Below are 13,561 nucleotides of genomic sequence, written 5' to 3'. Positions count from 1 at the left end.
AAGGCGGGCTTCCTCTTACCTACAGAAGCTTCGCGATATCCCTCGCGAAAATCTGTCCAAACTGCAAATTGCCTTGTTGCATCGCTCTGTTCTTGAGCGCGCTTTGTATGGTCGCCTGCAGCACCTCCGGGTCGGACAAGGCACCAAACACTGCAGCGGCTTGTTCCTGTGAAACGCGCGCCGGAACGGGCGCGCGTATCGCGGGGTTGGTTTTCATTTCGCGCTCCACCCAGTGGAGGGCAACATCATGCCAGTTCAAGGCCCGCAAACCGACGACAAGGTGCAGTGAGTCCTCGTCCAACGTCTCGACACTGTGCATCACGCCGCGCGGAACATATAGCGCCTCCCCTGCCTTCAAGTGATACTCGGTCGGCGCGCGGAACTTCAGGTCAACCCCGTCCAACTCGCCCATTTCGAACATCACATTTTCCACCACCGGAGTCTGATCTACGGTCCAGATCTTTGACCCATGGACCTGCAACGCCAGCACATCGTGTTGGTCGAAGTGGATCGCGGTCCCCCGCCCATGGGCAGGTGTAAAGAATGCGTTCACACGGGCGCGGAAATACCCGGTGCGGCCCAGGCTTTGTACCAGGTGTCGCAGGCTCTGATCCCGCAAATGCATCTGGCGCGCGTAGATCGTCGTGCGCGCGGCTTTCAACCGAAGGATCTGATCCAAGGTCAGCACACCCTGCTCTGTCACAAAGGACGACCAATCCACGGGTGCGCTATCCTTCTCGCGATCTGCAAGGAACTTCAGATCAGCTTTGCTACCCCAAACCGTATCTCTCAAAACTTCATAGAACCGGGGCAGGTCAAAGCCGAGGTCCGGGAACGTACATTCCGTGAAATGTGCCGCGGACCGGCCCAGGTGGGTTTCGACGAAGCGGTGACAATCGTCCCTGTTCAGAATTTTGGCAAACAGATCAGGAGAGAGTGCGTCCATGGCCGGGTCGTCCTTGCAAATAGGTTTCGGCGACAGGCGTTGTGCTGCCTTCCACAGGCTAATGGAGGCGCAGCGCACAAAAAAGGCAAGGACTTGGTGCGACCGGGCGGCGAGCATTCACCGGGGGGCAAACACAAAAAGGGCCGCGTGATGCGGCCCCTCCGTAGCAGTGTAAGGCATGCCTTAGCGGCGGATGCCCAGGCGCTTGATCAGATCCTGGTAACGGGCCTCATCCTTGGCGCGGGTGTAGTCCAAGAGCTTGCGGCGCTGTGCCACCATCATCAACAGACCACGACGGGAGTGGTTGTCTTTCTTGTGGCTCTTGAAATGCTCGGTCAGGGTCGAGATGCGGCTGGTGAGGATGGCAACCTGAACTTCAGGGGAGCCGGTGTCGCCTTCTTTGGTGGCGAATTCCTTCATCAGGCGGGCTTTTTCTTCTGGCGTAATCGACATCGGGGTCTCCTTAAGGGTTAGAGTTATGGCGCAGGCCGGGATGTCGTCCAGCAAGGCCCATGGAGGGTCCGCTCGAGCCGAGGCCCGATGCAGATGCGCGCAGCTACACCGAATCATTGCGCGAGGGAACCCCCCCGCGAACAGATGCGCCGCCGCCGTGCGCGAATGCGTTAACCACAGCCAAAGATTCACCGCGAATTTGGTAGAAATCTTGGGTATGAATGTGCCGGGGCTTTAGCTTTCGATAAGGCCTGACCCGTAGAAACGGATCATCAGGTGATCTTTCCTGCGACTGGCCGCATCTTCATGCCGCCAAGCCGCACGGTCATCCGGTTGTTGCCAGAAGGCATGGGCCAGGCCCGTCGCACAGTCGCGGCAGACCTGAACATCCAACGCCCGCCATTCCACCGCCCGCTGTCAATTCCAAGACCGGACAACCCGAGGGATCTGCCATGATCGTCGCCGGAAGTGTATTTGCTTTGCTCCTGATGGGGCTTGCTGTCGATGGGTTCGTGAACTCAGGCGACGATAAAGCCGATGATCCCGAGACGGACACCGGCGGCGAAGAAGACCTGTCCGATCAATCCGGCGAAGGCGACGGGCTGACCGACCTGCTGTTCCCGGGGGAGGCGCCCGAAGACGAGCAATCGGAAGCCGCCCTGTCCTACACGCCGCTCGACGCGATTGAGTTGGAGGATGAAGACCCGTCAACGCAGGAGGCCGAGGCTGAAGAAGCCGGGATCGACAGCGCCTGGACCAGTGCCGAAGCGGCAGCGCCCACGGCAGATTTCCTGGAAGTCCACACCGTGGCTACCTTCGAGAACGGCGAAGACGTGGCCTATGTCGACGGCTTCGACACCGCAACCGACACCCTGGTGCTGGAGTTTGAAGGCCAGCCCTCGGACGCGCCCGAGATTTCAGTTGAATATGACGCCGAAGAAGACGCCGCGATCGTGCTGGCCAACGGCCTGCCCGTGACTTTGGTGGAAGGCGCCGAGGGCATGACCGCCGAGCACGTCCGCGTTGTCATGGGCGGCGACGAAAGCGGTCTGGAGCCGCAGGTTATCCCCGATGCAGAGGGCTTGGCAGCTCTGGACCCCGGGGGCGATCCGCTGACGCCGCAAACGTCACCTCTGTTGGCTGAGGCCTTAGAGGCGCCCGATCCTGAAACCAGCGATCCGCAGATCCTGCCGGAAGCCGAGACGGTGCAAATCACGCCCCCCGATCCCGAGGCGGAGCCCTCTGGTCCCCTTACCCAATTCACCAACCTGACACCGCTGTTGCCCGATGATGCCATTATCGATGCCCTTCTGGATCAGGTAACGGGTGAGTTGACCTCCGCTGGAGGCGTTGAGGAAATGTTGGACGCCCGCACCGGCATCGACGACGCCTTCGGCACCGGCGGCGAAGACGCCCTGACCGGGTCCCTCAACGACGAGATGATCACCGGCAGCGACGGGCAGGACGCATTGTTCGGCAATGAAGGCGATGACACGCTGATGGCCGGGCCCGGCAATGATGAGATCCACGGCGACATCGGCAACGATGATCTGCAAGGCGCGCAGGGCGTTGATTTCCTTGACGGCGGCGAGGGTCAGGACACGCTCGACGGCGGCGGCGATCGCGACCTTCTGTTTGGCGGCGACGGCGATGACGTGCTGTACGGCGGCGCGGCCAATGACTTCCTGCAAGGCGGCATGGGCGCGGATATGCTCAACGGCGGCTCTGGCGATGACGTGTTGGATGGGGTCTTCGGCGACGGCAACCGTGACATGGATGATGCCGATGTGCTTTGGGGCGGCGCGGGCGATGATCATCTGATCATCGGCCAGGGCGACACGGCCCACGGCGGCGAAGGGGCGGATACGTTCACCACTGGCGCATACGTCGAGAATGCCGAGTTCGCGGGCCATGTGACCGATTTCAACCCTGTCGAAGACCGCATCGAAGTGATTTTTGATCCCCAGGAAAGCCCTGATCCCGCGCTTGAGGTGATCGATTTTGCCGACGGCAGCGGGGCGGACATCATCCTGAACGGTGAGGTCATCCTCAGCGTTGCGGGCGCCCAGGGCCTCGACCCGAACATGATCGATCTGCGGGCGATGGCCTGAGGGCTCGGCACCTAGGGTGCGAAATGCGCCAACACTGCCGCTAGAACCGGTTCGGGCACCTCTTCCATCATGAAGTGGCCCGAGCCGTCGATCTCCTGCCCGGTGACATCCTCCGCCCAGTCACGCCAAACCCCAAGCGGGTCGCCGGTGCGCGCCGGAAACCCGCCTGCTGCCCACAAAAACAACAGCGGCGCTTTGATCTTCAAGCCTGCCGCCTGGCTTTCCGCGTCGATGCGACGGTCCACCGTGGCCCCGGCCCGGTAGTCGTTGCACATGGCCGCGACCCGCAAAGGATCAGCGCCCTGGGCGCGGTAGCTGTCCAACGCATCGGACCCGAACGCGCTGAGGCCCGGCGCCTTCGACCAGGCGTCCAAGGTCCAATCCATATAGCCCCGCCCATCAGCCAGGATCATCCGTTCCGGCAGCGGGGCGGGCTGCGCCAGGAAGGTCCAGTGATACGCGGCAAGCGCCAGCTCCGCGTCCCAGGCCGCCCAGAAATCCCCCGTCGGCACGATCTCGATAATCCCCAAGCGCTCCACGCGATCCGGATGATCCAGCGCCAGGCGGTACGTCACCCGCGCGCCCCGGTCGTGCCCCAACACATGGGCGCGCTCCAGCCCCAGAGCATCCATCAAACCGACGATATCCAGCGCCATCTGGCGCTTGGAATAGGCGTCGATACCCTCGGGCGCATCGCTATCGCCGTAGCCGCGCAGGTCCGGCACGATCACGTCGAAGTGCTCTGCCAGACGCGGTGCGATCCTCTCCCAGCAGCGGTGGTTCTGAGGAAACCCATGCAAAAGGATCAACGGCGCCCCCGATCCGCCCCGATGCACACTCAGCTCAATGCCGCTCAACGCCACGCGCGACGCGGCAAATCCCTCGATCGCCATCCCCTATGCCTCCCAGATCTGCGGCTGCACCGCATAGCCAATGTACAAAGGATGCTTCGGATGACCGGCCTTGGACAGGCCCAAATGCAGCAGTTCGCGCCCGGTGCCGCGCAGCAAAGCCTCCACCTCAGGCCCCCGCCCCAGGTGTTCCCCGTGGGTGCCCCAGGCGCAGATCACCGAGGCGCCCCAGTCGAGCCCCTCCAGGATCGCCGCATCGTTGCCGGGCCCCACCGGGTCCTGCGCCCGCCGCATGTCGCGCGGGTCCGTGGCGCGGTAGGCGAAGATGTTGAGCACCCGGAACGCGCCAAACCCCAGCGCGCGGGACCGCCGCTCGCAACGCTCCACCGTTGGGTCATTCTGCACCTCGGTCGCGGTCGAGGGGTTCAGCATGATGAACACGGCCCGCGCACCCTCCCGGTCCCACACCCGCGTCAGTGCGTAGCGGTACAACTCACAGTCCGAGTACACCGCCACAGAGGCCGCATCCCCCTTCAGATGCTCTCGCTCGATCATGGCGCTTTCCCCTCGTCATTCTGCAAACACCCACATCCACCAAACGCCCGAACATCAACAATTGCGCGCCGGGCCGTCACGCGACGGGGTGGGTGGGCGGGCGGCGCGTGACGGCCCGTCCCGGCCTCACAAATTGAACACCCGCTCGGGATGCAGCTCGCCGGACCGATACCGCCCAACGGCCACGGGCACCCCGTTCAAGGACGCCCAGGCCAGATCGCCATATTCCACCGCCCCGGGCAAGACACCCCCGGGGTTCCCGTTGCGCAACCGGGCCGCGCCCGCGTCCGTGGCGCGCAATTCCGGCAGCGCGTGCAGCGCCATGCCCACCGGATGCAACAGCGCGTCGATCTCTTCGGTGCGCGCCAGTACTTCCACCCGGTCCAATCCAACCGCATCCTCAATGTCAAACGGCCCCACCCAGGTCCGCCGCAGCCACAACACATGGCCCAGACATCCCAGGGCGTGCCCCAGATCCCGCGCGATGGACCGCACATAACCGCCCGAGCCGCAGACAAATTCCAGATCCACATGGTCCGCATCGGGGCGCGCGATCATTGACAGGCTTTCGACGTACAAATCCCGCGCCGCCAGCTCCATCTCGCCGCCCCCGCGCGCGATGTCATAGGCCCGCTCGCCAGCCACCTTCACGGCCGAGAACTGCGGCGGCACCTGCTGGATGTCGCCCACAAACGCGGGCAAAGCGGCTGCAATCTCCGCGTCCGACGGGCGCGCGTCCGAGGTTTCCAGCACCTCGCCCTCGGCATCATCGGTCTTGGTAGACACGCCCAACCGCACCCGAAATTCATAGGCTTTCAGGTCGTCCCCCATATAGGCAATCGTCTTCGTGGCCTCCCCCAGCGCCACCGGCAACATCCCTGTGGCATCCGGGTCCAACGTGCCTGCGTGGCCCGCCTTTTTGGCGTCAAAGCACCAGCGCACCTTATTGACCACGGCTGTCGAGGTCAGCCCCGCCGGCTTGTCCACCAGCACCCAGCCCGAGATATCGCGGCCCTTTTTTCTGCGTGCCATGGGCCGCTCCCCTCCAGATCAGAGCGGCGAGCTACCCGTCGCCCTGGCCCCCGTCAACCGCATCAACCACAACGCCGATGATCGGCCCCACGGGAAACCCCAGGTCCGAGCGTCCGATCTCGGGCGCATGCAACCGCGAGACACGGCCATCGAAGTAAAGCGCATTGGGGGTTTGCAGGTGATCGCGGAAGAACCGGGCGAAATGGTGGAAGTTGACCGCCTGATCGCTGATCACCATCCACATCCGATCGCCCTCGGCATTCACGCCCACACCGTTGCGGATGTTCACACTGTCGCTGTCGCGCAGGAACCTTGGGTGTAATTCGCCGTCGATCACCAGCATCGGACCCGATTGCGTGGCGTGACGACAGGCGGGGGGGCTTTGTTCGAACTGGCGGCTCTCGATCACCGCCGCTTCGCCCTCACCCAGGCACAACACGCCATTGGGCAGCAAACCGAAGTTCCCCGGCCCGTCCGAGGTGATGATCCGCATCTCCTGCTCGCCATCCTCGACATAAAGCCCGACCGGGGATCGGTCCTCGTGGAACATCCCCGCGTTCATCGCAATCGCAAGCCGCGCGCCCTCGGGCAGGGCGCTGTCGACACGGCCGAAGGTGCCCAACACGTTGCCCGCGTCATCGCGCAGGAACAGGCGGACATCGGATTGTGTCATCTCGACTTCGCAGGCGGTGAATTCAGCGCCGTCAAACAGAACCGTCTCGCATTGGGCGCCGCTGATGGTGGGCGCGAAAAGGAAGGTGAACAGGGCAACGGCGCGGATCATACCTCTCCTCCTTCTTCCTCGGCCTTTTCCACGTCGCGGCGCACTTCGGCGCGCGACAGCATTTCGCGGGTGGCGTCCATCTGGTCAAACGTCTGGTCGATCACGAACCGCAGGTCCGGCAGGTACTTCAGCTTCAGGTCCTTACCCAACAACCGCCGCAACTCGCCCTTGTTGCGCTTGAGCGCTTCAATCGCCTCGTCCTTGCCCGATCCGCCCAGGGGCATCACGTAAACCGTCGCGATCTTCAGATCCGACGAGGTCCGCACCTCCCCCACCGTGATCGACATGGCGTTAAGAACCGGGTCGTGGACCTCGGCCCGCGCCAGGACCGTCGACAACGTGCGACGGATCAATTCGCCAACCCGAAGCTGTCGTTGCGACTTGCTCGGACCGTTCTGGTTCTTGCTGCGTGCCATGGCTCGATTTCCCCTCACCCCAGAGGTAGGCCATGAGGGGCCGTCCCGCAAGCTGGCGCTTCCTTGTTCGGCAAGGTTCCGTTACGACCGACAACGAAGCGGATGGAGGGTCACATGGACACAATTGGCATTGCCGTGATGGGCGCGTCGGGCCGGATGGGCCGGATGTTGATCGAAACGATCACCGCCTCCGACCGTGCGCATCTTGTCGCTGTCACGGAACGGGCGGGCCATGATTGGGTGGGCTCTGATCTGGGTGAGGCGCTTGGCGGCGCGGCCACAGGCGTGCCGGTGGTGGATGATCCGCTGGAGGCTATCGTGAAGGCCCAGGCGGTGATCGACTTTACCTCTCCGGCGGCCACGGTCGCTCACGCGAAATTGACCGCCCAGGCCCGCGCGGTCCACGTGATCGGCACCACGGGGATGAGCGAGGCGGATATCGAGGTGCTCGACGCCTGCGCCCGCCACGCCTGCATCGTGCGCGCGGGCAACATGAGCCTCGGCGTGAACCTGCTGGTGCGGCTGACCCAACAGGTGGCCGCCGCGCTGGACGAGGATTTCGACATCGAGGTCGTGGAGGCCCACCATCGCTACAAGGTCGACGCGCCGTCCGGCACCGCCTTGATGCTGGGGGAAGCCGCGGCCCATGGCCGCGGCGTCGAATTGAGCGACGTGAAAGACAGCGGGCGCGACGGGATCACCGGCGCGCGCGGCCGGGGGGATATTGGCTTCTCGGCGATCCGGGGCGGCGATGTGGTGGGCGAGCATGACGTGATCTTCGCCGCCGATGGCGAACGCATCGTTCTGCGCCACCTCGCCACGGACCGGGCCATCTTCTCGCGCGGCGCGCTGAAGGCCGCACTTTGGGGTCAGGGCCGCGCGCCAGGGCATTACTCGATGATGTCGGTGCTGGGGCTCGCTTGAAGCGTCCCCCCGTTGGCCTAGCTAACCGATCCTATTGATCGGAGGCACCACCATGTCACTACGCATCACCGCCCTCGCGGTCCTCATGGCCGCAGCGCCCCTGCCCGCCTTCGCGGACCTCGCCCGCATCACCGACCGCGCGGCATTCGTCAGCGCCGTGCAGGGCCGAGAGCTCAGCCGCATTGGCATCAGCCTGCGGGTTGCGCCCAACGGATCGATCTCGGGCCGGGCGCTGGGGCGCGACGTCACCGGCACCTGGACCTGGGAGGGCGGCATGTTCTGCCGCACTCTGGACGCCGGGGACAGGCAGTTTGCCCGCAACTGCCAGGTCGTCAGCGCCGACGCCAGCAGCATTCGGTTCCACGCCGACCAGGGCACCGGCGACATCGCCGATTTTCGCATCCGGTAACACCTGGGCGCCGAAAACTCTTGCAAGAGTTTTCCCACGCCCCTTCAGGGGCGTGATCAGATCCTTCCAAGGATCTGGCCTGGCCGCGCCGGCAGCGCCTCAAAAATCGACGGCAATGCCCTTCCGCTCCCAATCGCCATAGCGCACCGGTTCGGGCCCATCGCGCCCCCCCAGCTCCTTCGGCATCTCAGCGGCTTTCGCCTTCGCCCGGCGTTCTTCCGCTTCGGCCAAAGCGCGTTGGGCTTCGGGGCTCAGGTCTTTCGGCTCACTCATCGCGGGGTCTCCGGCTTGTGTGTCTTGCCTACCTGATATACGCGGCGAAGCTCTCGGAACAAGGATTTGCCCCATGAAAGCGCGCCCCGCCGCCCTTATCCTGCTTCACGCCGTCCTGCGTGAGCGTCAGATCCTGGGGCAGGTCGAGGTGCCCGCAACGGGCGCCGATGCCGCGCGCGCGAGCCGTTTGGCGCTGACGGTGTTGCGCAACCTGGGTGCCGTGGATGCGGTGATCAAACCCTACACGACGCGCAAACCACAGATGGGCGTCCACAACCTGCTGCGTCTGGGCGCGGTGGAACTGCTGGTGAATGGCGAGGACGCCCACGGCGTCGTCAGTGACATCGTGGGCATCGCCAAGACCCAGCCCCATACGCGCAAGGCGTCCGGCATGGTCAACGCAATCCTGCGCAAGATCGCCGTGGAAGGGGCGGAGGCCTTCGCCAAGGCCCCGCCGCAGCGCTTGCCGCCTTGGCTCGACAAAGCGCTGCGCAAGCGGATCGGGGCCGAGGGGATCAGAGCCATCGAACGCGCCCAGGCAAAGACGCCGCCGATTGACCTGACACCGCGCGACGCGAATTTCACCCTCGATGGCGCGGATGTACTGCCCACGGGCTCACTGCGTCTGCACAACCATCCGCAAATCAGCGCGCTGCCGGGCTATGCGGAAGGTAAGTTCTGGGTCCAGGACGCGGCCGCAGCCCTTCCGGTCAGGCTACTGGGCGAGGTCACAGGCAAATCCGTGCTGGACCTTTGCGCCGCGCCGGGCGGCAAGACCCTGCAACTGGCCGCGGCGGGCGCCGAGGTCACGGCGCTGGACATCTCCGGCCCGCGCCTGCGCCGCGTGGCCGAAAACCTCGCGCGCACGGGCCTGAACGCCACGCTGGTGACCGAGGATGCCTTCCAACACAAAGGCACATACAACGCCATCCTGCTGGATGCACCCTGTTCGGCCACCGGCACCATCCGCCGCCACCCCGACCTACCCATCGTCAAGGACGGCTCCGAGATCGAGCCGCTGACCAAGCTGCAGATGCAGCTGATCGACCACGCGCTGACCTTACTCAAACCCGGCGGAACGCTGGTCTATTGTACCTGCTCTCTGCTGCCCGTCGAAGGCGAGTTCCAGGTCAAGGCGGCCCTAAACCGCCACGACGCCCTCAGCGTGCTTCCCGCTGATCCCACGGCCCTCGGCGGCGATGCCGGTTGGGCCAGCGAAGAAGGCGGCCTGCGCCTTTGGCCGTCGATGTGGGCCGACAAAGGGGGCATGGACGGCTTCTATATGGCCGCACTGCGCTTGGCGTGATATCCCCCCGCTGACCTCGCCAAGAAACACCCGCACCCCATGTCCGAGCCGATCCCCCCGTCCCCCGCTAGGCCCCGCCCGCGCGACAGCGCCGGGGCGCGGCTCAGCCGCAGGTGGGCCGCTCTGGTCGCGGGGTTGGGGCCGCGGATGCAGGGGTTTTTGTGGCAGCCGGAACCGCGCTTTCCCGGATCCGCGGCGCGCGGGCGGCAGCTTCTGGCGGGCAACTTCCGGCTTGGCGGCACGCTGATCGAAGCGCCGGACACCAGCCCCTGGGACATCACGCCCCCCAATGACGATTTTGAGGCCGCGCTGCACGGCTTCGCCTGGCTCGACGATCTGGCAGCAGTCCCGGATGGCGCGGGCCGGGCCCTGGCTCAACTTTGGCTGGCAGAGTGGATCGCGCGATACGGCAAGGGCAGCGGGCCGGGCTGGAGCGTCGATTTGACGGGCCGCCGGCAAATCCGCTGGATCACCCACGCCCTATTTCTGATGAACGGGCAGCGTCCCCCCGACGGCAAGGCGTTTCACCGGACCCTGTCCCGCCAGACCAACTTCCTGATCAAGCGCTGGCCCCGCACGACGCCGGGCCTGCCCCGGTTCGAGGCGCTGACGGGCCTGATCTATTCCACCTGTGCGCTGATCGGGATGGAGACCGGGCTGAACCCGGCCCTGAAAGCCCTGGCCCAGGAATGTGCCACGCAGATCGACGCCCAGGGCGGCATCGTCACCCGCAACCCCGAAGAACTGCTGGAGGTCTTCGTGCTGCTCACCTGGATTGCGCAGATCCTGCAGGAAACCGGCAAGCAGGCAGACCCTGCGGTGGACACCGCGATCCTTCGCGTCGCCCCGACCCTCCGTGCGCTGCGCCACGCCGACGGCAGCCTCGTGCGCGCCCACGGCGGCGGGCGCGGCGCGCCGGGGCGGCTGATCGGCGCGCTGGTGCAATCGGGCGTGCGACCCGCGCGGATCAAGGGGCTGGCGATGGGTTACGCGCGCATGGCCTCGGGCCGGGTCACGGTGATCGCCGACGCCGCGCCGCCGATGATCGGACCGGGCTCCACCAACGCCCATGCGGGCACGCTGGCGTTCGAGATGGCTTCTGCCAATCACCCGCTGATCGTCAACGCGGGCTCGGGTGCCGCGTTTGGGCCGGAATGGCGCCGCGCGGGCCGCGCCACCGTCAGCCATTCCACCGTGTCGCTGGAGGGTTATTCCTCGTCCCGGTTTGCCTACAAGGCCTCGGACGTGCCGCCCGAGCGGCAGGGTTTCGCCGAGGGTCCCAGCGATGTCTCGATCCAGGTCTCCGAGATCACCGGCGGCGAAGGCATCGTACTGTCCCACGACGGTTGGCGACGGACCCACGGCCTGGTGCATCTGCGCTCGCTCACGCTTGAAGATCACGGCAACCTCTTGCGCGGGGAAGACGGGCTAGCCGCGCTGGACGGCCACGACCGGGACCGCTTCACGCGGGTTAACCGCAACCTGCCCTCGGACGTAGGCCTGCGTTTTGCGGCGCGCTTCCACCTGCACCCCGACGTGCTGGTGGAACTCGACATGGGCGGGGCCGCCATTTCGCTCACCCTGCCCACCGATGAGGTCTGGGTCTTCCGCCACGGCGGCGAGGCGAAGCTGGACATCATGCCCTCGATTTACTTCGACACCACCCGCCTGAAGCCGCGCGCGACAAAACAGATCGTTTTAACGTCCCGCGTCAGGGGGTATGGAGCGGCTGTCAGCTGGTCCATCGCGCGCCCTTCTGCGCTTTTGCCCGCCCCCGACCTGTCCTTGTGAGCCATCGCCGGGATGCAGCCCAGAAAAAATCATGAAAGCCTGCCCCATGCCTACCCAGTCCGATCCCGCCCCCCAAGATATTGCTCAAGTCGGGCGCGCGCTCCTGTCGGTTTCCGACAAGACCGGGCTGATTGATTTCGCCTCTGATCTGGCCGCGCGCGGTGTGGAGCTTCTGTCGACCGGCGGCACCGCCAAGGCGCTGCGCGAGGCCGGGCTGGCGGTGCGCGATGTGTCCGAGGTCACGGGGTTCCCCGAGATGATGGACGGGCGGGTCAAGACTCTGCACCCGATGATCCACGGCGGTCTGTTGGCGCTGCGCGACAACGACGCCCATGTCGCGGCGATGGAGGAACACGGCATTGGTGCGATCGACCTGTTGGTGGTGAACCTGTATCCGTTCGAGGCGACCGTTGCGGCAGGCGCGGATTATGACACTTGCATCGAGAATATCGACATTGGCGGCCCCGCAATGATCCGCGCGGCGGCCAAGAACCACGGCGCCGTGTCCGTGCTGACCGACCCGTCCCAATACGCGGGTCTTCTGGAGGAATTGGACGCGCACAAAGGCACGTCCTTCCCGTTCCGCCAACGCATGGCCCAGGCCGCCTACGCCCGCACGGCGGCCTATGACGCGGCGGTGTCCAGCTGGATGGCGAGTGCCGCCGAGATCGCCACGCCCCCCCACCGCGCCTTCGCGGGCGCGCTGGCCCAGGAAATGCGCTACGGCGAGAACCCGCACCAAAACGCGGCGTTCTACCTCGATGGCTCGTCGCGGCCCGGGGTGGCCACAGCCGAGCAGCATCAGGGCAAGGCGCTGAGCTACAACAACATCAACGACACCGACGCGGCGTTCGAGCTGGTGGCGGAGTTCGACCCCAAGGACGGCCCGGCGGTGGCGATCATTAAGCACGCCAACCCCTCGGGCGTGGCGCGGGGTGCGACATTGACCCAGGCCTACAAGGCCGCGTTCGACTGCGACCGGACGTCGGCCTTCGGCGGCATCGTCGCGCTGAACCAGAAGCTGGACGCGGCGACGGCGGAAGAAATCGTGCAGATCTTCACCGAAGTGGTGATCGCGCCGGATGCGGACGACGCGGCCAAGGCGATCTTCGCGGCCAAGAAGAACCTGCGCCTGCTGACGACGGGCGGCTTGCCCGACCCGCGCGCGGCCTCGGTGGCCTACAAGCAAGTCGCCGGTGGGCTGTTGGTGCAGGACAAGGACACGGGCTTCGTCCCGGCAGGTGACTTGAAGGTGGTCACCAAGCGCGCACCGTCAGACCAGGAGATGGCGGACCTGCGCTTTGCCTGGACAGTCGCGAAACACACGAAATCCAACGCCATCATCTACGCCAAGGGCGGGGCGACCGTGGGCATCGGTGCGGGGCAGATGAGCCGGGTGGACAGCTCCACCATTGCAGCGCTGAAGGCGGCGCGGATGGGCACGGAATGCGGGCTGGCTGAGACGCCCGCGAAGGGCTCGGTGGTGGCCTCGGACGCGTTCTTCCCCTTCGCAGATGGCCTCTTGGCAGCGGCAGAGGCAGGCGCCACGGCAGTGATCCAGCCCGGTGGATCGATGCGCGACGCCGATGTGATCGCGGCGGCTGACGAGGCCGGGCTTGCCATGGTCTTTACGGGGATGCGCCATTTCCGGCACTAACGTGCCTGCGAAGGGCACCGCCCCTCCTCGCTTACGCTCCTCGCAGCGGCAAT

14 protein-coding genes are annotated in these 13,561 nt (G+C 65.5%); 6 read left to right on the top strand and 8 right to left on the bottom strand.

Translation table 11 applies throughout. The features are described from left to right. Positions 1-19: 19 nt before the first annotated feature. Together AC6I9R_RS03340 and rpsO are read right to left on the bottom strand one after the other, a co-directional pair. Entirely contained in the window at positions 20-1,063 is a 1,044-nt protein-coding gene (locus AC6I9R_RS03340) for a JmjC domain-containing protein (protein ID WP_461429155.1), read from the bottom strand. Positions 1,064-1,129: 66 nt separating this feature from the next. After that, entirely contained in the window at positions 1,130-1,399 is a 270-nt protein-coding gene (rpsO, locus tag AC6I9R_RS03335) for a 30S ribosomal protein S15 (protein WP_068360923.1), read from the bottom strand. A 452-nt stretch (positions 1,400-1,851) separates the two neighbouring features. Here rpsO and AC6I9R_RS03330 point away from each other — a divergent pair, with 452 nt between their 5' ends. Then, positions 1,852-3,510 carry a calcium-binding protein gene (locus tag AC6I9R_RS03330; RefSeq protein ID WP_461429154.1) on the top strand — a complete coding sequence of 553 codons (1,659 nt, stop codon included), beginning with the start codon at positions 1,852-1,854 and terminating at the stop codon, positions 3,508-3,510. A gap of 11 nt (positions 3,511-3,521) precedes the next feature. Here the strand turns inward: AC6I9R_RS03330 and AC6I9R_RS03325 are convergent, their stop codons facing one another. The 5 genes from AC6I9R_RS03325 to rbfA form a co-directional block, all read right to left on the bottom strand. Beyond that, entirely contained in the window at positions 3,522-4,403 is an 882-nt protein-coding gene (locus AC6I9R_RS03325; RefSeq protein ID WP_461429153.1) for an alpha/beta fold hydrolase, read from the bottom strand. Between the two features lie 3 nt (positions 4,404-4,406). Further along, a complete protein-coding gene (locus AC6I9R_RS03320) occupies positions 4,407-4,916 on the bottom strand; it encodes a DUF1643 domain-containing protein (protein WP_461429152.1) in 510 nt (169 codons plus the stop codon). Between the two features lie 126 nt (positions 4,917-5,042). After that, positions 5,043-5,948 carry a tRNA pseudouridine(55) synthase TruB gene (truB, locus tag AC6I9R_RS03315; protein ID WP_461429151.1) on the bottom strand — a complete coding sequence of 302 codons (906 nt, stop codon included), beginning with the start codon at positions 5,946-5,948 and terminating at the stop codon, positions 5,043-5,045. Positions 5,949-5,979: 31 nt separating this feature from the next. Beyond that, the gene (locus tag AC6I9R_RS03310) at positions 5,980-6,732 is read right to left on the bottom strand and encodes a phosphodiester glycosidase family protein (protein WP_461429150.1); all 753 of its coding nucleotides are present in this window, start codon (positions 6,730-6,732) and stop codon (positions 5,980-5,982) included. Then, complete coding sequence (gene rbfA, locus AC6I9R_RS03305) at positions 6,729-7,148, bottom strand: 30S ribosome-binding factor RbfA (RefSeq protein WP_461429149.1); 420 nt, start codon at positions 7,146-7,148, stop codon at positions 6,729-6,731. Before rbfA ends, AC6I9R_RS03310 begins: the two co-directional genes overlap by 4 nt. 114 nt (positions 7,149-7,262) lie before the next feature. Here rbfA and dapB point away from each other — a divergent pair, with 114 nt between their 5' ends. Further along, positions 7,263-8,072 (top strand): 4-hydroxy-tetrahydrodipicolinate reductase, encoded by an 810-nt coding sequence (dapB, locus tag AC6I9R_RS03300; protein ID WP_461429148.1) that lies wholly within the window; start codon positions 7,263-7,265, stop codon positions 8,070-8,072. A 52-nt stretch (positions 8,073-8,124) separates the two neighbouring features. Further along, positions 8,125-8,481 carry a dihydrodipicolinate reductase gene (locus AC6I9R_RS03295; protein WP_461429147.1) on the top strand — a complete coding sequence of 119 codons (357 nt, stop codon included), beginning with the start codon at positions 8,125-8,127 and terminating at the stop codon, positions 8,479-8,481. Positions 8,482-8,580: 99 nt separating this feature from the next. Here the strand turns inward: AC6I9R_RS03295 and AC6I9R_RS03290 are convergent, their stop codons facing one another. After that, positions 8,581-8,754: a DUF1674 domain-containing protein gene (locus AC6I9R_RS03290; protein WP_461429146.1), complete on the bottom strand. Its 174-nt coding sequence runs from the start codon at positions 8,752-8,754 to the stop codon at positions 8,581-8,583. Between the two features lie 73 nt (positions 8,755-8,827). On the opposite strand from AC6I9R_RS03290, the gene AC6I9R_RS03285 reads away from it, so the two are divergent. The 3 genes from AC6I9R_RS03285 to purH are packed head-to-tail and all read left to right on the top strand — an operon-like array spanning position 8,828 to position 13,508. After that, positions 8,828-10,060, top strand: coding sequence for an RsmB/NOP family class I SAM-dependent RNA methyltransferase (locus AC6I9R_RS03285; RefSeq protein ID WP_461429145.1), 1,233 nt, complete (start codon positions 8,828-8,830; stop codon positions 10,058-10,060). Between the two features lie 39 nt (positions 10,061-10,099). Beyond that, positions 10,100-11,851, top strand: coding sequence for a heparinase II/III family protein (locus tag AC6I9R_RS03280; protein WP_461429144.1), 1,752 nt, complete (start codon positions 10,100-10,102; stop codon positions 11,849-11,851). A gap of 46 nt (positions 11,852-11,897) precedes the next feature. After that, positions 11,898-13,508 carry a bifunctional phosphoribosylaminoimidazolecarboxamide formyltransferase/IMP cyclohydrolase gene (purH, locus tag AC6I9R_RS03275; RefSeq protein ID WP_461429143.1) on the top strand — a complete coding sequence of 537 codons (1,611 nt, stop codon included), beginning with the start codon at positions 11,898-11,900 and terminating at the stop codon, positions 13,506-13,508. Positions 13,509-13,561 lie beyond the last annotated feature (53 nt).

It is taken from the genome of Gymnodinialimonas sp., assembly GCF_059726805.1.
This window is presented reverse-complemented; position numbering and strand designations above follow the sequence as displayed.

Bases quoted from the DNA above. Each gene is read 5' to 3' on its own strand.
- AC6I9R_RS03295 (WP_461429147.1), top strand. From the start codon at position 8,125: ATGTCACTACGCATCACCGCCCTCGCGGTCCTCATGGCCGCAGCGCCC.
- AC6I9R_RS03285 (WP_461429145.1), top strand. From the start codon at position 8,828: ATGAAAGCGCGCCCCGCCGCCCTTATCCTGCTTCACGCCGTCCTGCGT.
- AC6I9R_RS03280 (WP_461429144.1), top strand. From the start codon at position 10,100: ATGTCCGAGCCGATCCCCCCGTCCCCCGCTAGGCCCCGCCCGCGCGAC.
- rpsO (WP_068360923.1), bottom strand. From the start codon at position 1,399: ATGTCGATTACGCCAGAAGAAAAAGCCCGCCTGATGAAGGAATTCGCC.
- AC6I9R_RS03310 (WP_461429150.1), bottom strand. From the start codon at position 6,732: ATGATCCGCGCCGTTGCCCTGTTCACCTTCCTTTTCGCGCCCACCATC.
- AC6I9R_RS03340 (WP_461429155.1), bottom strand. From the start codon at position 1,063: ATGCTCGCCGCCCGGTCGCACCAAGTCCTTGCCTTTTTTGTGCGCTGC.
- AC6I9R_RS03290 (WP_461429146.1), bottom strand. From the start codon at position 8,754: ATGAGTGAGCCGAAAGACCTGAGCCCCGAAGCCCAACGCGCTTTGGCC.
- AC6I9R_RS03325 (WP_461429153.1), bottom strand. From the start codon at position 4,403: ATGGCGATCGAGGGATTTGCCGCGTCGCGCGTGGCGTTGAGCGGCATT.
- AC6I9R_RS03320 (WP_461429152.1), bottom strand. From the start codon at position 4,916: ATGATCGAGCGAGAGCATCTGAAGGGGGATGCGGCCTCTGTGGCGGTG.
- AC6I9R_RS03330 (WP_461429154.1), top strand. From the start codon at position 1,852: ATGATCGTCGCCGGAAGTGTATTTGCTTTGCTCCTGATGGGGCTTGCT.
- rbfA (WP_461429149.1), bottom strand. From the start codon at position 7,148: ATGGCACGCAGCAAGAACCAGAACGGTCCGAGCAAGTCGCAACGACAG.
- dapB (WP_461429148.1), top strand. From the start codon at position 7,263: ATGGACACAATTGGCATTGCCGTGATGGGCGCGTCGGGCCGGATGGGC.
- purH (WP_461429143.1), top strand. From the start codon at position 11,898: ATGCCTACCCAGTCCGATCCCGCCCCCCAAGATATTGCTCAAGTCGGG.
- truB (WP_461429151.1), bottom strand. From the start codon at position 5,948: ATGGCACGCAGAAAAAAGGGCCGCGATATCTCGGGCTGGGTGCTGGTG.